The organism is Paenibacillus sp. FSL H8-0283 (assembly GCF_045040675.1).
GTDB classification, from domain to species: domain Bacteria; phylum Bacillota; class Bacilli; order Paenibacillales; family Paenibacillaceae; genus Paenibacillus; species Paenibacillus amylolyticus.
In genome coordinates, this window is record NZ_CP150295.1 from 7069738 (window position 1) to 7089254 (window position 19517).

At 44.7% G+C, this 19517-nt stretch carries 19 protein-coding genes; 4 read left to right on the forward strand and 15 right to left on the reverse strand.

Annotated features, from left to right (window positions below; all coding sequences use genetic code 11):
* Positions 1-97 precede the first annotated feature (97 nt).
* From MHI52_RS30975 to MHI52_RS30985, 3 genes are read right to left on the reverse strand one after another with little or no spacing between them, the layout of a single operon-like run.
* A complete protein-coding gene (locus MHI52_RS30975; protein ID WP_036611950.1) occupies positions 98-307 on the reverse strand; it encodes a DUF951 domain-containing protein in 210 nt (69 codons plus the stop codon).
* Entirely contained in the window at positions 297-1238 is a 942-nt protein-coding gene (locus tag MHI52_RS30980) for a mechanosensitive ion channel family protein (protein ID WP_100526830.1), read from the reverse strand. The genes MHI52_RS30975 and MHI52_RS30980 overlap by 11 nt, the downstream gene beginning before the upstream one ends.
* Before the next feature lie 14 nt (positions 1239-1252).
* Positions 1253-1516: a DUF3343 domain-containing protein gene (locus MHI52_RS30985; protein ID WP_017691427.1), complete on the reverse strand. Its 264-nt coding sequence runs from the start codon at positions 1514-1516 to the stop codon at positions 1253-1255.
* 117 nt (positions 1517-1633) lie between these two features.
* Between MHI52_RS30985 and yyaC the strand changes: the two genes are divergently transcribed.
* Positions 1634-2239 carry a spore protease YyaC gene (yyaC, locus tag MHI52_RS30990; RefSeq protein WP_036611957.1) on the forward strand — a complete coding sequence of 202 codons (606 nt, stop codon included), beginning with the start codon at positions 1634-1636 and terminating at the stop codon, positions 2237-2239.
* On the opposite strand, the gene MHI52_RS30995 is transcribed toward yyaC, so the two are convergent.
* The 12 genes from MHI52_RS30995 to rpmH all read right to left on the reverse strand — a co-directional run bounded on the left by MHI52_RS30995 (position 2214) and on the right by rpmH (position 14210).
* Positions 2214-2714, reverse strand: coding sequence for a DUF4446 family protein (locus MHI52_RS30995; protein WP_047841029.1), 501 nt, complete (start codon positions 2712-2714; stop codon positions 2214-2216). The genes yyaC and MHI52_RS30995 overlap by 26 nt on opposite strands.
* A gap of 140 nt (positions 2715-2854) precedes the next feature.
* Complete coding sequence (locus tag MHI52_RS31000; RefSeq protein ID WP_405158242.1) at positions 2855-4009, reverse strand: aminotransferase class V-fold PLP-dependent enzyme; 1155 nt, start codon at positions 4007-4009, stop codon at positions 2855-2857.
* 161 nt (positions 4010-4170) lie between these two features.
* A complete protein-coding gene (locus tag MHI52_RS31005) occupies positions 4171-5016 on the reverse strand; it encodes a ParB/RepB/Spo0J family partition protein (RefSeq protein ID WP_036611964.1) in 846 nt (281 codons plus the stop codon).
* Positions 5009-5770, reverse strand: coding sequence for a ParA family protein (locus tag MHI52_RS31010; protein WP_036611966.1), 762 nt, complete (start codon positions 5768-5770; stop codon positions 5009-5011). Before MHI52_RS31010 ends, MHI52_RS31005 begins: the two co-directional genes overlap by 8 nt.
* Before the next feature lie 189 nt (positions 5771-5959).
* Positions 5960-6778: a nucleoid occlusion protein gene (gene noc, locus MHI52_RS31015; RefSeq protein ID WP_036611968.1), complete on the reverse strand. Its 819-nt coding sequence runs from the start codon at positions 6776-6778 to the stop codon at positions 5960-5962.
* A 515-nt stretch (positions 6779-7293) separates the two neighbouring features.
* Positions 7294-8016 (reverse strand): 16S rRNA (guanine(527)-N(7))-methyltransferase RsmG, encoded by a 723-nt coding sequence (rsmG, locus tag MHI52_RS31020; protein ID WP_036611970.1) that lies wholly within the window; start codon positions 8014-8016, stop codon positions 7294-7296.
* Positions 8016-9905 carry a tRNA uridine-5-carboxymethylaminomethyl(34) synthesis enzyme MnmG gene (gene mnmG / locus MHI52_RS31025; RefSeq protein WP_405158243.1) on the reverse strand — a complete coding sequence of 630 codons (1890 nt, stop codon included), beginning with the start codon at positions 9903-9905 and terminating at the stop codon, positions 8016-8018. Before mnmG ends, rsmG begins: the two co-directional genes overlap by 1 nt.
* A 222-nt stretch (positions 9906-10127) precedes the next feature.
* Positions 10128-11504: a tRNA uridine-5-carboxymethylaminomethyl(34) synthesis GTPase MnmE gene (gene mnmE, locus MHI52_RS31030; protein ID WP_405158244.1), complete on the reverse strand. Its 1377-nt coding sequence runs from the start codon at positions 11502-11504 to the stop codon at positions 10128-10130.
* Positions 11505-11714: 210 nt separating this feature from the next.
* Positions 11715-12416, reverse strand: a complete 702-nt coding sequence (gene jag, locus MHI52_RS31035; RefSeq protein WP_036611977.1) for an RNA-binding cell elongation regulator Jag/EloR — start codon at positions 12414-12416, stop codon at positions 11715-11717.
* A complete protein-coding gene (locus MHI52_RS31040; protein WP_076252192.1) occupies positions 12413-13291 on the reverse strand; it encodes a YidC/Oxa1 family membrane protein insertase in 879 nt (292 codons plus the stop codon). Before MHI52_RS31040 ends, jag begins: the two co-directional genes overlap by 4 nt.
* Positions 13292-13366: 75 nt before the next feature.
* Complete coding sequence (gene rnpA / locus MHI52_RS31045; RefSeq protein ID WP_036611981.1) at positions 13367-13717, reverse strand: ribonuclease P protein component; 351 nt, start codon at positions 13715-13717, stop codon at positions 13367-13369.
* A 358-nt stretch (positions 13718-14075) separates the two neighbouring features.
* Positions 14076-14210 carry a 50S ribosomal protein L34 gene (gene rpmH, locus MHI52_RS31050; RefSeq protein ID WP_017691413.1) on the reverse strand — a complete coding sequence of 45 codons (135 nt, stop codon included), beginning with the start codon at positions 14208-14210 and terminating at the stop codon, positions 14076-14078.
* Positions 14211-14786: 576 nt separating this feature from the next.
* Here rpmH and MHI52_RS31055 point away from each other — a divergent pair.
* From MHI52_RS31055 to gntK, 3 genes are all read left to right on the forward strand, one after another.
* Complete coding sequence (locus MHI52_RS31055; RefSeq protein WP_282319772.1) at positions 14787-15461, forward strand: GntR family transcriptional regulator; 675 nt, start codon at positions 14787-14789, stop codon at positions 15459-15461.
* A 210-nt stretch (positions 15462-15671) separates the two neighbouring features.
* Entirely contained in the window at positions 15672-17033 is a 1362-nt protein-coding gene (locus tag MHI52_RS31060; RefSeq protein WP_036671886.1) for a gluconate:H+ symporter, read from the forward strand.
* Between the two features lie 66 nt (positions 17034-17099).
* The gene (gene gntK / locus MHI52_RS31065; protein WP_127547535.1) at positions 17100-18647 is read left to right on the forward strand and encodes a gluconokinase; all 1548 of its coding nucleotides are present in this window, start codon (positions 17100-17102) and stop codon (positions 18645-18647) included.
* Positions 18648-19517: the final 870 nt, after the last annotated feature.

Genomic DNA, 19517 nt, shown 5'->3' on the forward strand with positions numbered 1-19517 from the left:
ATATTGATTATAGCATGATCATTTACAGAACGCAACACTCCTGCGGAGCCTGCATGTAAACGTTATTACGCATACTGCATACCGAATTATTGCAAGATCAGGATTCAGTGGAATCTTCGGCTGAACGCAGTACCTTCTTCATGTTTTTCTCGAATTTCGCTCTTGGAATCAACACGCTGTGTTTACATCCGACACACTTAATCCGAATATCCATACCCATACGAATGATCTCCATCTCATTGCTGCCACAGGGATGCTGCTTCTTCATCTGCACGATATCCCCAAGCTGGAAACTTTTACGCTCCACCTGTGCCATCCCCCTCATCTTTCTCCAAAGCTACTGCCTGTTCCAATGCGGCTTGATTGCTCATCTCATGATACTCCAGCGTTTTTTTCACATCGCCCTGAATCTGACGTTCCACCGAAGCACGAGAGTTAGGCATACATTCAGCCACAATTCGCACCACATACTCAGATGTAGACATCGACTGTATACCGAGCACATCCGGCACCTTCACAATATTTAGGTCACGCTCTTCAATCCCTACCAAAGACTTCTTCACCAGATGTACTGACTCATCGAGACTTAAGTCCGCCTTCATCGGAATATCCACTACAGCCAGCGAATTTGACATGGAGTAGTTCGTTACACTTGCAATCGCCCCGTTTGGGATAATGTGCACTTCACCTTGCCAGCTGACCAGTTTCGTTGTTCTAAGTCCGATCACTTCAACCGTTCCCTTGTAGGTTCCCGTCTGAATAACATCCCCCACAGCGAACTGATCCTCCAATATAATGAAGAAACCGGTAATAACATCCTTGACCAGACCCTGTGCACCAAAACCAATGGCAAGCCCGAGCACACCAGCACTCGCGAGTAGCGGTCCAACTTGGATATTGATCTCAGATAACAGTAGCAGAATCATAATAAAATTACATGTTATGGAGGTCGCATTTTTCAACAGTTCCCCTACGGTTACGAACCTGCGCGGATTCACGCGAATCTTGCCTTCCTGCTTGCGTTCCATGGAACGATCTATAATTCGATAGACTACCTTAATGACAATACGGGTGATGATAAAAATAATGATGATCCGGATTGAGCTGAACATAATGTTAAGCCACATATCGGGATCTGCAATTTTGTTCCAGACTTTATCCGTCCAACGAAGGGCTTCATCCACGGCGGCTACCGGACCGCTAGCTGTAGTCCCTTGAGCAAACTGAAATGACAACATTCATCATCCCTCCTCTACATCGGTATGTTATCATAGCTGTCTTCTGTTTTGAAATAGAGGCCTCGGATCTCTACGAACTCGTTACGAATGATCTTCTGCACTCGCTCCAGATCCTCTTTTGGAAACTGAATACATAACGCACACCCTGCTGTAATTTCTTTTGGTGTAGGGAACAAATCAATCTCTATCTCAGCAAACTCCAGCAGCATTTCAGCACGCAGTGCCTGCTGGGTTGAATCAAATGCAATCAGCATCCAATCGTTAATCCATTCGTCCATGTTCGGCTCCTTTCACCATACGTCCAACCCTAGAGAAAAAGCTTGTCCTCTCGAAGTATAAAACGCTCTACCTTTCCATATACTGTTACTACTATTCCAAGGGAAAGGATAGATCCTATGAATCCTACTTCGCGTTCCTTTTCATCACAAGACATGACCAGTTTGAAAATCCCCCATACCGATCCAGGTATTCATTCGGCCATTACCCATCGTTTAATGTTTCACCTCTATAAAGCCCATTCTCTACAAAATGTAGTGATTGTCTGCATCGGCACAGATCGCTCAACAGGCGACTGCCTTGGTCCTCTGGTCGGATCAGCCCTTTCCAAGTGGGACAGCCCTTTATTCCATCTATATGGTACCTTGGATGAACCAGTCCATGCGATGAACCTGCAAGATACACTCCACAACATACAGAAAACACACCATAACCCTTATGTGATTGGCATTGACGCCTGTCTCGGTCAATCATCCAGTGTGGGATGCATTCAAGTTGTGAATGGTCCACTCAAGCCGGGTGCGGGGGTAAATAAAGAATTACCGCCGGTCGGCGATATCCATCTGACAGGTATCGTTAACGTCGGCGGCTTTATGGAATACTTTGTTCTACAGAACACACGGCTCAGTCTCGTTATGCGCATGTCCGAGATTATTTCCAGCAGTCTATACTCGGCCATCCGGGAATGGCATACACGTTCTACTCTGCTTGCTGTGCCAGAGTAATAGCTTCCTTTTCCTCTGGGGACAGAGTATACGTGGACTCTCCCCCTTTAAGAGGTTTGGCATATACATAAGAACCGTCGCGGTTATATATCCCCGTAAGGATCATGCCATCCTGGCTATCGTTAATCATGGCCATTGAGAAGCTCAGATCACTGCCACGCTCTCCATATGCATTGTACCTTTTCACGCCAACTTTACCTTGAATGCGGGTCAGCTTTTGCATGACAACTTGCAGCTGATTCGTTTGCAGTTTGTGTTCATCCTCAATGCTATCCATCTGAAGTTTCAGATTAATCAGCAATGATTCCAGGTCCTCTACTCCACTGCCAGCCATCATGGCTTCATATTTACGTTTAAACTTTCGTAACTTTGCCCCTTGAACAATACTCACAATCAGCAAGATCACCGTAAGTAATGCCATTCCGCCAATAATCCATAACAGCTGTTCCAGAATCAGCTCGTTTAATTCAGCCATGTAATTGCAACTACCCCTCTATATTTTTGATCAGATTAACGTCTGTCCTGTAATATTATCATTCATTATAAATCAACCCGATATCCATAAGCTTAATCAAGCAACCCTGTATCAAATGAGTTCATCATTTCAACTCTAATCTAGTCTGCCCCAGTCAATTCCAACACTGCCTTAACGATTGCTTCCACATGTTCTCTAGTTGAATTGTATCCCACACTGGCCCTTACTGCTCCGGTAGCGGTTGTACCAGCAGATTCGTGTGCAAGCGGTGTGCAATGAAAACCGGAGCGAACCGCAATCCCATAATTCCGATCTAAACGGAAGGCGAGTTGTGCTGAATCATACCCATTCACAGTAAAAGATACTAATCCGGTGCGTGGCTTTCCAATCTCTGGACCAAGCATTCGAATGCCCTTAACGGATGACAGCCCATCCATCATATGTTGGGTCAGTTCCCACTCATGTTGGTAGATGACCGCTGGTGTCATCTCAAGTACATGTTTCACACCCGCATTCAGTCCTGCGATCCCGACTGTATTCGGCGTCCCCGCTTCATACCGATCAGGACGCACCTTTGGCTGCTCCAAAGCTTCTGACTGACTTCCTGTTCCTCCATGAAGTAAAGGCTCTATATCGAGCTCTGGAGCAATGTACAAGCCCCCTGTACCCTGAGGACCAAGCAGTCCCTTATGCCCTGGAAAAGCCAACATATCAATGCCCAATTGTTGTACATTCACAGGTATAACCCCAGCACTCTGAGCTGCATCTACCAATAAGATCGCCTGATGTTTACGACATAGGAGCGAAATTTCTCCAATAGGAAGAATACTGCCAAGCAGATTCGAACTATGTGTACATACCACCAATCTGGTATTGGAACGAAACATACGTTCCATTTGCATCAGATCAATGGCTCCCGCAGCATCAACAGTTACATAATCAATCTCTACATTTCGGAGTCTTCGCATGTACTCCAGTGGTCGCCTGACTGAGTTATGTTCAGCCATGGTGGCAATCACATGGTCGCCCTCTCTGAGCGAGCCTTGAATAGCTAGATTTAGCGCTTCTGTCGTATTTGATCCGAATGCAATATCATTCGCATTTTTGATTCCAAAAATATTGGATATGGATTTTCTCGCCTCGAACAATACACGACTTGCCTGAACAGCCATACGGTGACTTCCTCTGCCAGGATTAGCTCCGGCAATCTCCAATGCACTCAACATCGCATCACCGACAGCAGGTGGTTTGGGCCAAGATGTTGCTGCATGATCTAGATAGATAACTCCCTCCACCTCACAACCACCTCTGTCCTATAAATTAATAATTCGCCTGCACATATTGCACATATAACCCTATAAACAAAGAATGACATATCGTTTCTCCATGGTACAGAGGCGATATGTCATGACATGAGTAAGCCCCGCATGTTGTTAATGAATCATAGAGCCGACTGTTATTGTAACAATTCCAATAGCCGTTCCAGATCCTGTTGACTGTAGTAGTTGAGCTCAATTTTACCTTTATCTTTATTGTGCTTGATTTTCACTGTAGTTTTGAAACGTTCACGAAGAGATTCTTCCAATGTATCAATGAATGGATCTTTCTTTTTTAACTTCGATTTGGCTTTAGCCTCACCTGTTTTGGAGCGATCCAGTTGTTGAACAGCTTCCTCCAACTCACGTACACTCCATTGCTGATCAATGGTCTGTTTCGCAAGTTGCTTCACTATAACCTCGTCTTTAACACCTACGATCGCACGTGCATGTCCCATAGATAATGTTCCACGTGAAACATGGTCTTTTACTTCTTCGGGCAAAGATAACAGACGCAAGAAGTTAGCAATGTGAGAACGTGATTTACCTACTTTTACAGACAACTCTTCCTGAGTCAACGCGAATTGATCCATTAACCCCTGATAAGCAACTGCAACTTCCATAGCGTTCAGATTCTCCCGTTGCAGGTTCTCGATCAACGCAATCTCCATTACCTGCTGATCACTGAAGTTGCGGACTACAGCCGGTACCGTGGCATTACCACAATATTGCGAAGCTCTGAACCGTCGTTCTCCGGCAATAATCTCATATCCTCGTAATACAGGACGAACAATAATGGGTTGTATGACACCATGCTGACGAATGGACTCAGCAAGTTCATGTATTGCGCCCTCATCAAATACTTTACGTGGTTGATAGGGGTTAGCCCGCAGTTGACTAATCGGGATTTCTACGACTTTATCATCGTCATTAATTGAAAGCGAAGGAATGAGGGCATCAAGACCTTTTCCAAGCCGCTTACTCATAAGAAATCACTTCCTTTGCGAGCTCTAAATACACTTCCGCCCCTCTTGAACGAGGGTCATACGTAATAATGGATTGACCATGAGATGGTGCTTCACTAAGCCGTACGTTACGCGGAATAATCGTTTGATATACTTTTTGTTGAAAATACTTTTTCACTTCTTCAATAACCTGAATCCCCAGATTGGTCCGCGCATCAAACATCGTCAGCAATACCCCTTCAATCTGCAGGGATGTATTCAGATGTTTCTGTACCAGACGAACTGTATTGAGCAACTGACTTAATCCTTCAAGTGCATAATACTCACACTGAATCGGAATGATCACCGAATCGGAAGCAGTCAACGAATTGATCGTTAACATACCAAGAGATGGTGGACAATCGATCAGTATGTAATCATAGTTTTTTTTCACCATGGCGAGTGATTTTTTCAGGCGAACTTCCCGTGATATCGTGGACACCAATTCGATCTCGGCTCCGGCAAGCTGAATCGTTGCAGGTATGATATGAAGGCCTTCAATCTGAGTCTCCAAAATTGCTTCTTGAGGAGGAACCTCATTAATAATGACATCATATATACAATTAGCCACATCTGCTTTATTGATTCCGACTCCGCTGGTTGTATTCCCCTGAGGGTCAATATCGACAAGCAATACTCTTTTCCCGAGTGAAGCCAGTCCTGCACCCAAGTTAACAGATGTCGTCGTTTTCCCCACACCGCCCTTTTGATTTGCTACGGCCATAATCTTAGACAATTACTTCACCTCAAATAAAATAGGAGTCTTTTCTGTAGGTTGTGAGATATTGTTAACAAAAAGCAGGCGGCTATCGTCCACACAAACAACAACTACCGTTCCATCAATATACCGACCATTCTTTAAACATGTCAGACCTAACTTGCTTTATAGACATAAAAAGCGGCCCATTGCCGCCATAAGCTTCAATTATTTGCGTTTTGGAATATGGATAACGATCTCATAATGATCCTCATGGTCTGCTTCTTTTGTTTTGATGTCCAGACCAGAGCCAGTTACCATATCAATGGATTGGCGAATTGTATTAAGTGCAAGCCTTACATCCTTGGTAAAGGAAACACGTCTAGATTTTTTAATCTTGGAAGATTCCTTGTAGAAGGCAACACGTGCCTCTGTCTGTTTCACATTCAATTCTTTTTCGATAATCTCACCGAGCAACTTCATCTGCAGTTCTTCCGTATCCAGAGAAAGTAATGCCCTTGCATGCCGTTCAGAAATTTTGCGTTCCATCAATGCGGCCTTAATGCCGTCCGGAAGCTGTAACAACCGAATTTTGTTCGCGATGGTTGACTGGCTTTTACCGAGTCGTTGTGCCAGACTTTCCTGTGTCAATTGATGCAAGTCGATCAGCTTCTGATAAGCGACAGCTTCCTCAATGGAAGTCAATCCTTCACGCTGCAAGTTCTCAATCAGTGCAATGGATGCGGCCTGAGAGTCGTTGAATTCACGCACAATAGCCGGAATCGTATCCAAACCCAATTTTCGAACTGCACGCCAGCGACGTTCCCCGGCAATAATCTCATATGATCCATTTCGCACGCGAACGACAATAGGCTGAATTACACCATGTGTTTTGATCGTCTGCAACAACTCATCAATTTTATCATCATCAAAAATAGTACGGGGTTGATATGGGCTGCTCACAATTTCATTAACCGGAATCTGTTTGATCTCATCTCCGTTATTGCGCTCCGCCAAACCAAACAACTTCGAAAATTGTTCTTTCATTCCGCAGATTACCACCTAGTTTCGTAATAGCTCCCACAGTCTTTGCAGGTGCTTCTTATTCAATAAGCGACCTTTCACATGCATCGTTCTTGGAATAAGTTTTGCCTTTCATAACGCTTTCTGTCATGCAACATCGAACGCATATCCATCTATCTATACATATAATCTATGATCGCTGTGACCCAGGATCGGATACTTCTATTCTATCATCTTTTCTATCATAATCCTATGCTTACCTATTCTTTAAACTCTACTAATTATCCTGCTTTTTCTTTGTGAATATTGGAAATATGACGACTTGCACACATTCAATTAATGAAATTGTTCATGAGTTACTGTGCGTAAAATTCATCAATAAAGGTTCTTTAAAAGATATGTAATATGAAGTATCTGTAATGTTGATCCAGTCCTCCATTTTAGAAAACAAAAAAAAGAGAATGTTTCACGTGAAACATCCTCTTCATCCATGTCTAAAATTCTAATTTGTTTTGACTTACTTCAAAACCATCACGCAACTATATCAGCGGAGTCTTCATTGGAGTACCTGGTTTACGCGGATACTTATATGGTGTCTTATCAAATTTCTGAATCAGAATGATGTGACGCTCTGATTCTTCAACCGGCAGCTGGAAAGGATGAACGGCCTTAACCCGTCCTTTCAGCTGATTGAAGCTGAACTCCGCTTCCTTCATTTCTTCACGCGGGTCTCCGCCCTTCATTGCAGCGAATATTCCACTTTTACGAACAAACGGAAGGCAGAATTCATTCAGCACAGCCAGCTTGGCTACTGCACGCGCCGTAACGAGATCGTAGCTGTCACGATACCCTTCTTTGCGTCCAATCTCTTCAGCACGTCCATGGACCAATTCCACATCAGTCAGACCAAGGATATCTACCACATGCTGTAGAAAGCCAATACGTTTATTTAATGAATCAATGATCGTAAGCTTAATATGCGGGAAACAGATCTTCAGTGGCAATCCCGGAAAACCCGCTCCTGATCCAATGTCAGCAAGCTTATTCACTTTGGTCATGTCTGTATAAAAGGCCAGCGATACCGAATCATAGAAATGTTTTGTATACACTTGCTCCCGATCCGTAATTCCAGTCAGATTCATCTTTTCATTCCAGGATACCAGTTCCTGATAATACAATTCGAATTGCTCCAACTGGAGTTCGCCCAGCTCTAATCCATGTTTCTTTAAGCGCCGCTGCAGTTGCTGTTGAATATCGTCCATTATTGTCCCCTTGCTGCGGTTACACGGTTATAATGCTCCAGGTAGACCAGCAGAATGGAGATGTCGGCAGGAGTAACTCCAGCAATACGAGAAGCCTGACCAATCGAGATTGGACGAATCGTAGCGAGCTTCTGTTTGGCTTCCATAGCAAGACCATGAATCTCATCATATACGATGGTGTCCGGAATTTTCTTTTTCTCCATCTTTTGCAAACGTTCCACGTGGATCAATTGTTTCTCAATATAACCCGCATATTTAATTTGTATTTCCACTTGTTCTTTCATATCTGCTGTCAGTTCTACCTCAGATGGTGAGAGCTGTTCAATCAGTTCATACCCCAGCTCCGGGCGACGCAGCAAGGTAAGCAACGTACTGCCATCCTGAATAGGTGTAGATCCGTACTCTTCCAGCTTGGCATTCACTTCAATCGGGCGAGCTTTAGCCACTTTCAGACGTGCGACTTCCTGCTCGACTTTCGCCTTTTTATCCAGGAATTTCGCATAACGCTCTTCAGGGATCAGGCCAATGTCATGTCCGATTTCCGTCAAACGCATATCTGCATTATCATGGCGAAGCAACAGACGATACTCAGCGCGTGAAGTCAACAGACGATACGGTTCATTTGTACCCTTTGTCACCAGATCATCAATTAGCACGCCAATATAACCTTGGGAACGATCCAGTATTACCGGCTCTTTCCCCTGTACTTTGAGTGCAGCGTTGATTCCAGCCATAACACCTTGTCCTGCTGCTTCTTCATAGCCGGAGGTACCATTAATCTGACCCGCCGTAAACAGACCTGGTAGACGTTTAGTTTCCAGTGATGGCCACAATTGTGTAGGCACCATCGCATCGTATTCAATCGCATAACCATTACGCATCATTTCCACTTTTTCCATACCTGGAATGGAACGCAGCATAGCCAGTTGAACGTCTTCTGGCATACTCGTAGACAACCCCTGTACGTAATACTCGGATGTGTTCTTGCCTTCTGGCTCAAGGAATATCTGATGTTTCGGCTTGTCGCTGAAACGAACAATTTTATCTTCAATGGAAGGGCAATAACGTGGTCCGGTTCCTTCAATAAGCCCCGAGAACATCGGAGCACGATGCAGATTATCATTAATAATCTGATGTGTATCCACAGATGTATACGTCAACCAGCAAGGCAACTGCTCATTATCGGAAGATTCTGTTTCATAGGAAAAGAACTTCGGCTTGTCATCGCCAGGCTGAATTTCGGTTTTGCTAAAATCAATCGTATCCTTATGCACACGTGGTGGTGTACCCGTTTTGAAACGAACCAGATCAAAGCCCAGTTCACGCAGATTCTCTGACAATTTAAGAGATGGTTGTTGATTGTTCGGTCCACTCTCATACATCAACTCGCCCATAATTACTTTACCGCGCAAGTATGTGCCTGTTGTCAGAACGACCGCTTTAGCCCGATACTCTGTTCCTGTCTGAGTCACAACGCCTACACATTTTCCGTCTTCAACGATCAGTGAATCAACCATACCCTGACGCATCGTCAGATTACGTTCATTCTCCATCGTTTCCTTCATTTTATGCTGGTAGGAGAATTTATCTGCCTGAGCACGAAGCGCGTGAACAGCAGGCCCTTTACCCGTGTTAAGCATCCGCATCTGAATAAAGGTTTTATCGATATTCCGTCCCATTTCTCCACCAAGTGCATCAATCTCACGGACAACATGTCCTTTAGCCGGTCCCCCAATAGATGGGTTACAAGGCATAAAAGCCACCATATCCAGATTGATCGTAATCATTAGTGTTTTGGACCCCATACGAGCTGCGGCCAGCGCGGATTCCACACCAGCATGCCCTGCACCAACGACGATTACATCATAACTGCCGCCATCAAAAGCCATTCCCGTTTACCTCCTTATTCCGCTGCATTTGGTGTAACTCACGCAGACGGATCATGTTCTACAATAATGAAACTACTTCTAACCGTTCATCGGAACTTGCATCCCTATCTATATGAAACCAACACGTAATGGCTACAATATCATTCTATCCTTTGACAACAGGCAGAAATTGTACCTCTCCATCATACACTACGATTTAACTCAATCGGCAGTATATTATTTTTACTTTCCTAGACAGAACTGGGAGAAAATCTGATCAATTAATGCATCATGTGCTGTATCTCCAACAATCTCGCCCAAATGCTCCCACGCCAAACGAACATCAATCTGTATCATATCGATCGGAATGAACTGCTCTGCTGCTTCATAGGCATCAACCAGAGACTGCTTCGCTTTTTTGAGCAAAGCAATATGACGCACATTGCTGACATAGGTCAGGTCTGCTGACTCCAGTTTACCACTGAAGAATAGCGTAGAGATGGCATCTTCCAGTCGATCCACGCCCAGATCATCTTTCACCGACATCGGTACAAGCCGTTCTTCCGGAATGTAACGAAGCAACACGTCACGTTCTACCTGTGGCGTTAAGTCCATTTTATTCATAATGATTATCGATTGTCTACCGCGGATTTGTTCCAATAATTCAATCTCATCGGGATGAAGTGGCTCCGCAGCATTCACAACCATCAAGATCAGATCAGCTTCACTTACCGCAGTACGAGAACGTTCTACCCCGATCTTCTCAACAACGTCCATCGTTTCCCGTATTCCTGCCGTATCAAGCAACTTGAGCGGGATATTATTGATCGTAATGAACTCCTCGATTACATCACGAGTTGTTCCTGGAATGTCCGTGACGATGGCCCGGTTGTCTTGCGCAAGTGTATTCATCAATGAGGATTTACCTACGTTAGGTCGTCCAACGATAGCCGTCGTGATACCTTCTCGCAGGATCTTTCCTTGCTCTGCTGTAGTCAGCAATTTATCAATTTCAGTCATAACCTGACTGGACTTTTCTTTAATAAAATCAGACGTTAACGATTCCACATCATGCTCGGGATAATCGATATTCACTTCAATATGTGCCAGTGTTTCCACCAGTGTATATCGTAGATCACGCAATTTGGAGGACAGCTTGCCTTCAACCTGTTTCAGCGCAACCGAGAAAGCTCGGTCCGACTTGGAACGAATAAGATCCATGACACCTTCCGCCTGAGACAGGTCAATCCGCCCATTAAGGAAAGCACGCTTCGTGAACTCACCGGGTTCAGCCAGACGAATATCAAGCTGCAATAGGAGGTCCATGACCCGTTTTACGGACACCACACCACCATGCGCACTGATCTCCACCACATCTTCTGTTGTGAACGAGCGTGGTGCTCGCATGACCGTAACCAATACTTCCTCAATCTTTTCCCCATTAACGGGATCTATGATATGACCATAATGAACCGTGTGAGATGCTGCCTGAGTTAAAGGGGTTTTGCTGCGAAAAATCTTTTCCGTCTCCGACACTGCTTCCGGGCCGCTGACCCGGATCACGGCGATACCCGCCTCTCCGACAGCCGTTGATATCGCTGTGATCGTATCACTGATCATAGTTATCTCTCCTTGCTCTATTTTAAATTGCCGTCCCTCTGGGGACGCCATATCCATTTTCAAATCTATTAATGATATATCATATGACATGTATTTTATCGTATTAAGTCCACTCTTTACTTGTTCTACGCACCTTATCAAATTGCTTCTGTACGAAAAAAGCAATGGCTTCTGCACCGGGCAGGAAGCCATTGCGTCTTCAATTTCGTGTTATTTCGTCGTAATAACCACACGCCGATTAGGCTCCTCGCCCTTACTTAACGTCTTAATCTGCGGGTGATTTTGCAGTTTTGCATGGATGACTTTTCGTTCGAGCGGAGGCATTGGTTCCAGTACAACTTCCTTACCGGTACGGATTGCTTGTCCAGCCAACCGTTCAGCCAGATCCTCCAGCGTCTTCCGCCGACGTTGACGGAAATTCTCCGCGTCGAGCACAATTCGAACGAAGCTTTCCGAATATCGGTTCGCTACAATGTTCGTTAGATACTGAAGCGCATCCAGCGTCTGTCCACGTCTGCCAATAATCATGCCCAGATCTTCGCCGGCAATATTGAAGATATGTCCATCCCGCTGTTTTTTGATATGCACTTCAACATCCAGTCCCATACCTGCTGCGACCTCTTTCAAGAAAGCAGCCGCTTCTTCATAGGGATTTTTAGCTGCGACATCCTCGAGTAATGCATCTACTTCAGACTTGTATGCAGCTGGCTTGATCGGCTGTGGAACAACTTCCGGTACAGGCAATAATTTCACTTCAACTTTGGCCGCCCTCACCCCGAACAAACCCAGGAATCCTTTTGACGGCTGCTCTAACACTTGTATCTCGACCTTGTCCCGACTTACGCCAAGCTCGGTCAATCCTTGGTTTACAGCATCTTCAACGGTTTTTCCTGACGTAATGACTTTGGTCATTTCGATTTTTTGGCCCCTTTCGACCCTTTCCCAGAGACGGTCGCTTTGCCACCGTTTTTGCGTTTAGCTCCATTTTTGGAAGAGCTATTCTGCTTCACGTTGACCTCAGCTACGATTTTATCATTATTCCGGTAAAGGAAATAGTTTTGCACGATCGTGTAGATGTTACTGTAGAACCAGTACAGCGGAAGTGCTGACGGGAACTGATAAGACATCACGAAGATCAAAATCGGGTACACCCACAGCATAAACTGCATCGGACCAATTTGCTGTGCAGGGTTCATACGCATCATCATCCAAGTTTGAATGAATGTTGTGATGGCAGCCAGCACTGGCAAAATAAACAGGTGATCGGGTGATCCGAGCTGGAGCCACAAGAAATCATGTGTTCTCAGACTGGAGTTTCCGTAAATTGAGTTATAAAGTGCGATGTAAATCGGCATCTGAATGATAAGTGGCAGACAACCGGCCATCGGATTAACTTTGTTCTCCTGGAACAACTTCATTGTTTCTTGCTGAACTTTCTCAGGTGTATCTTTAAACTTGGCTTGAATCTCCTTCAGCTGCGGCTGAATCGCCTGCATAGCTTTGGAGCTACGGACTTGTTTCATTGTTAGTGGTAAAATCAATGTCCGTACAATAAGCACCATCACGAGGACGGCCAGTCCATATTCACCTTTGAACCAGTTGGCGAATGTATCCAGCGCCAGTGAGAACCAGTACACAACATTGGCTTGCCAAAAAGAATCACTATTCTTTAGATCTTCCGTAGTAACCCCGGCTCCTTGTGGAGTACATCCGGCGAGTACAGTGACCATTGCAATGACTGCAATGAGGAGAATCCACTTCCCCTTTGATGTCTTCAATCGCGACACTTCATAACCCCTCTCTTAACCATTCCATTCCATCGTAAAATCATACCATAATTAGGAGGACAAATAAACCGAAGCTTACCGCTTGCTCGACTTCAAAAGAGAGCCCTTTCGCATCGCATGTAGCAGGCTTTTTTCCATTTCCTTATAGGGCATGTCCAGTGCACCTTTTCTGACGATAAAAATCAGATCCATCTGCGTGACGATCTCATGCTCATGATGACGAACAATTTCCTTGATCATGCGTCTCATCCGGTTGCGTACGACAGCGTTTCCGATTTTCTTGCTGCATGATACGCCGACCCGAAATTGTTCCGTATCTTTACGGCGACAGCCATACACCACGAATTGATGATTGGCAAACGATTTCCCATACCGGTATACGCGACTAAAGTCCGCCCGGTTTCGTAGACGCAGTCTTTTATACACGGCGCTTCTCCTTGCTCTTCTCCACCAATGTTATTGACGGAGGCCTCATTACTGATTTAGTATAGGCTTTCTTGAATGACGGTAAACCGCCTTGGCGACAACTTCATTTGGGATGATTGTTAATCAGCTACTTGAACTGATACGCATTCATCCGGGATGAATGTTGATTGGCCATTTAAACCTATCAACGATTCATCATTATATAAGGTAAGTTTTCGAATAATGGAAAACTCACTCAACATACATTCGTGTGTATTCAGCACTTTTTCGCAGACCATTCAGACCTGATCTGTAGCAGCATCCAGTCTGATTTGAGCTAATTAAGAAAAAAAAGACCACCTCGGTGGTCTTCAATGCATTAAGCACTCAGGTTTTTACGGCCTTTAAGGCGACGTGCGGCCAAAATTTTACGGCCGTTGCTCGTGCTCATTCTTTTCCGGAAACCATGAACTTTTTTACGTTTGCTAACGTTCGGTTTGAATGTAGGTCTCAATGTATTGCACCTCCTCACAAGGAAATACTTATGTGATGAATCACTTTCATCTTCACAGAAAACACCTTTATATATTTAACCATGATCACCTGGAAAAGTCAACTGCAAGGCGCAAGGCTTCTCCCTCTTTTATATACACTCTTTATCCCACCGATAGTAATGACCACAGTCCGTTCACTTCAATACCAATTTCAAGCCCCGAAGAGAGTTCTAAAAGTTATCCCCAGACCCTGATCAGATCACCCTATTTCAGCGTTTATAGTTATCCACACCCTCCAATACCCGTTATCTCCTTCATTTCATCTTGTTTGAAGTTATTCACATGTGGATAATGATTATAGGCTATAAATATCGTCATATTCTAATCCCGTTGTATCCGCTTCAATTAAGGTTTACAAGCTTTTGAGAAAGGTGTAGGATAAAAATCACATCTTGTATACAAGTAGTCCTTTGAAAAAAACATTAGCCGTTAGCTTGCAGCTACAGACTATGGATGGAACTGAATGTCCAGTCCGCAAAATAGTTATGCTATGATCAGTAATGAACTGATTACTTATTAATAGGAGCGTTAGCCATATGTTATTTCCTTCTTCCTGGCTTCAAGGGGCTTCCCGTGGTGAAGCCATTGCCTGCGAATTAAGGCTGCGGATCATCAGCGGTACCCTTCGACCTGGAGAGATTTTGTCGGAAAACCGAATTGCGGCTGATTTTGACAGCAGTCGTTCACCTGTCCGTGAAGCGTTACGAACATTGTCTAATGAAGGACTTATTCGACTTGAACGTATGGGTGTCGTTGTCATTGGACTACGAATCAAGGATGTCGAAGAATTGTATGATGTCCGTTTCCTGATTGAAAGTTTTGTGCAGCAGCGACTTGCTGGTGATGTCCCAGAATCATTAATCACCCAGCTACGTAACGTGATCGACAAAATGCAACTTGCTGGACGGCATCAGGACGCCGTCGAATTCGCCTATCAGGATCTCGTTTTCCACGAGACCATCATTGAAGCTGCTCAGCATTCCCGTATTTCACATCTATGGAAGAGTATTCGATATGTTGTGATGACCGTTATGCTGCTTACAACGCGCAGAGTATTTGTTCAAGGCGAGCAGAAAGTAAGCGCTGTAATTAAGAAACATCGTTTGCTTATTGAAGCTCTTGAATCAGGTGACAAGATGCTCATTCAGGCTGGAGTCCGCACGTATTTCCAAGATTCTGGCAAAACCCTGCACGAAAGCTTTGATTCCTAATCGATGCAAGGCGTTTGCAATCATATCCGTCGTGAATGATTGCGACTTAACTTGTCGACAAGTATACAAAATGCGATTTTGTTTCAAATTTGGGCATGATAAAACTACATTTTTCGCCAACACCTTCTGCGGTACTGGTACAACTTTAATTGTTGACGCTAATTTCACTTGTAAGCGTTCTATAACAGAAATAAAGGAGCACACAACATCATGAGCACTCTTTTTGGACTATCCCACAACGCAACATTATTGGTTTGGACGTTAATTGCGATCGTTTTTCTGATCGTTTTGATCTCCAAGTATAAATGGAATCCCTTTATCACCCTGCTGTTGTCCGCATTAATGCTCGGTTTGCTTACAGGCATGAAACCTGCCGATGTGATCTCTTCCATTACCGGGGGACTTGGCGGCACACTTGGAACCATCGCAATTGTTATTGCTCTCGGTACAATGCTTGGTAAGATGATGGCCGAATCTGGCGGTGCCGAGCGCATTGCAACTACATTGGTTGATCGGTTCGGTGTGAAACGTGTGCACTGGGCCATGATGATTGTTGGATTTATCGTGGGTATTCCCGTTTTCTTCGAAGTTGGCGTGATTTTGATGATTCCCATCATTTTCACCGTTGCACGTAAAACCAATATGTCTTTGTTGCAGATTGGTATTCCCATTTTGGCCGGTTTATCGACTGTACACGGTTTGGTCCCACCCCACCCAGCGCCAATGATAGCGATTGAAGCCTTCAGCGCGGATCTGGGTAAAACCATTTTGTACTCTCTTATTGTTGGTATTCCTACAGCGATTATTGCAGGTCCCTTGTTTGGTAAATTTATTGGTAAAAGAATACACACCGAACCGCCAGCAGAACTGGCTGAACAATTCGCAACCAAAACAAACAGCAACATGCCTGGGTTTGGTATTACCCTGTTTACCATATTGCTGCCGGTTATTTTGATGCTGATTGGTTCCATAGCAAGCATCATTGACCCAAATGCCACGAGCGGTTTCACTGTTTTCAGTGAATTTATCGGTCATGAGATCATTGCTTTGCTCATTTCAGTTGTATTTGCCCTCTTTTCACTCGGCTTTGCACGTGGATTCACCAAACACGATATTTCCCGTTTCACCAGTGAATGTCTGGCGCCTACGGCGACCATCATTCTCATTATTGGTGGAGGCGGTGCCTTCAAACAGGTATTGATCAATAGTGGTGTGGGTAACGCGATTGCTGAAGTCGCTACCCATGCCAACATCAACGTGATCCTGTTTGCCTGGCTTGTCGCTGGGCTCATTCGTGTAGCTACCGGTTCAGCAACCGTAGCCATGACAACAGCCGCCGGTATTGTCGCTCCAGTGCTTGCACTCACACCAGGGGCCAATATTGAGCTGGTTGTACTCGCCACAGGTGCGGGGTCACTCATCTTGTCTCATGTAAACGATGCGGGATTCTGGATGATCAAAGAATTCTTTAATATGAGCGTTTCCCAGACATTGAAAACGTGGACCGTTATGGAAACACTATTATCTGTAGTGGGACTGATCTTTATTTTGCTCCTGAGTACAGTGGTATAAATGGAGTATCTATAGTAGAAAGAAATTAAAATCTTATCGCTTTCTGGAGAAAGAAGGATTAAATACATGAACAACTATATGATTGGGATCGATATTGGTACTACCAGTACCAAATCCGTGTTATTTACCGAGCAGGGCTCCGTCATCAGTACCTCAACGCAGGAATACCCTTTGTATACCCCGGCACCCGATGTTGCCGAGCAGGACCCTGAAGAGATTGTACAGGCGGCCCTCCGCTCTGTACGAGGAGTCATGGATCAGAGTGGTGTTGCTGCCGAGCAGATCCTGTTTGTATCCTGCAGCTCGGCTATGCATAGTGTCATTGCCATGGGACAGGATAATAAACCCTTAACCCGTTGCATCACCTGGGCGGATAATCGAAGTGCAGCTTGGTCTGCCAAGCTGCAAGAGAATGGATTGGGCCATCGCATCTATCTGCGCACAGGTACACCGATCCATCCCATGTCACCCCTGACCAAATTAATGTGGCTGCGCCACGATGAACCTGAACTTTTTGAGAGTACCGCCAAATTTATTTCGATTAAAGAATATCTGTTCTTCCGTCTATTCGGACAATATGTCGTCGACCATTCCATCGCTTCCTGCACAGGTTTGCTCAATCTGGAACAACTGGACTGGGACGCAGAGGCCCTTGAGGTTACAGGCATTACACCCGACCATCTCTCGAAGCTTGTACCTACAACACATATATTAGAAGGAATGAATCACGAATCGGCTGAAAAAATGGCTCTCTCCCCCTCTACGCCCTTTGTTATTGGCGCAAGTGATGGGGTTTTATCCAATCTCGGCGTAAATGCCATTGAACCTGGTGTTGTCGCAGCAACCATCGGAACCAGCGGGGCCATTCGCACTGTCGTGGACCGTCCGGTTACCGATCCCAAAGGTCGAACCTTCTGTTATGCCCTCACAGAGAATCTTTGGGTCATTGGTGGACCTGTGAATAACGGTGGCATGCTGTTTCGTTGGGTGCGGGATGAATTCGCCGCGTCTGAAGTGGAGACAGCGAAACGACTTGGCATCAATTCCTATGATGTACTGACCAAAATTGCCGAACGTGTCCGGCCGGGATCGGAAGGGCTTCTGTTCCATCCGTACCTTTCGGGCGAACGTGCCCCTTTATGGAATCCGGATGCCCGTGGCTCCTTTTTTGGCTTAACACTCCATCACCAGAAAGAGCATATGATTCGTGCTGTCCTGGAAGGGGTTATTTTCAACCTATATACGGTACTGCTCGCCATGGAAGAACAGATTGGGCAACCTACCTCCATTCAAGCCACAGGTGGATTTGCACGCTCTCCTCTCTGGCGCCAGATGATGTCTGATATCTTCAATCAGGAAGTGGTTGTACCCGAGAGCTTCGAAAGTTCCTGTTTGGGTGCCGTCGTGCTTGGTTTGTACGCTACAGGGCGGATCCAATCGCTTCATGCCGTTTCTTCCATGGTCGGTACAACGCATCGGCATACCCCTATCAAAGAGAATGCTGTACTCTACCAAGAGCTGCTGCCCATCTTTATTCGGATCTCTCGCAAACTGGAAGAGGAATACGCAGATATCGCTGAATTCCAGCGTAAGATGTCCCTTCCCCGTCTCTAAATCATCAATCCATACTTCGTCTCTGCATTAAAAAAGAGGGTGTCCTCTAAAACCAAAAATCGGTTTTAGAGGACACCCTCTTTTGCTATACACGCATAATCTATCCTTTGATTTCATATTATACATTCATACACTTCAACCTCCATATTCGAGCATCAGCTTACCTCTTATCCTGATAATTCTCATTCCATATGTCTCAAAATGAAGTCATCTATGTCCATTATTCTTATACATTGTCATCACAGAATTACCATCTACTCAGAAAATACACCACTGATCTTGTTCAATTAAAAGCATGAGTTTACTCCCCCTCTCCGTCTCCCATCCAGATACTGAATTCGTCGCTTTCACCATCGCCCCATTGGCAAGAAAAACACGAGGGTGAGAGGTCACTCTTTTTCCGATCTCAATCATGCTTTGTTTTCACTTCACGGTTATCCACAGACAGGTTATTCACAAACGAAGAATACTTTTACACACAATTTGGCATCATTTGACGGATAACCTGTGTATAAAACATTTTGGGTTTTTGGGTCATTCTGTCGAAAGTTAAACAGTTTATAAACAATATATTGTGTTGTGACTAAAAATTATACACAAGTTATTGAATTTGTGGATAAAATCACGCGATACGTTGAAATGCGGGGTTTCTTTTGCTATGATTGTATTACTTTTGGATGTGAATATGTGATCTGACCCATAATATTATCAACAGCCTGTGGATAAAGTTGTGAACAATTTTCCGTTGTTCATACTTTTTTTGTTTTCGACCTGCGGGGGTTTGGGGATAAATTCAACAATATATCTCGTATTTCGACACTGCATCATGGCTTAAGCCACACTTGGAACATGTAAAAGGAGTGACAGTCT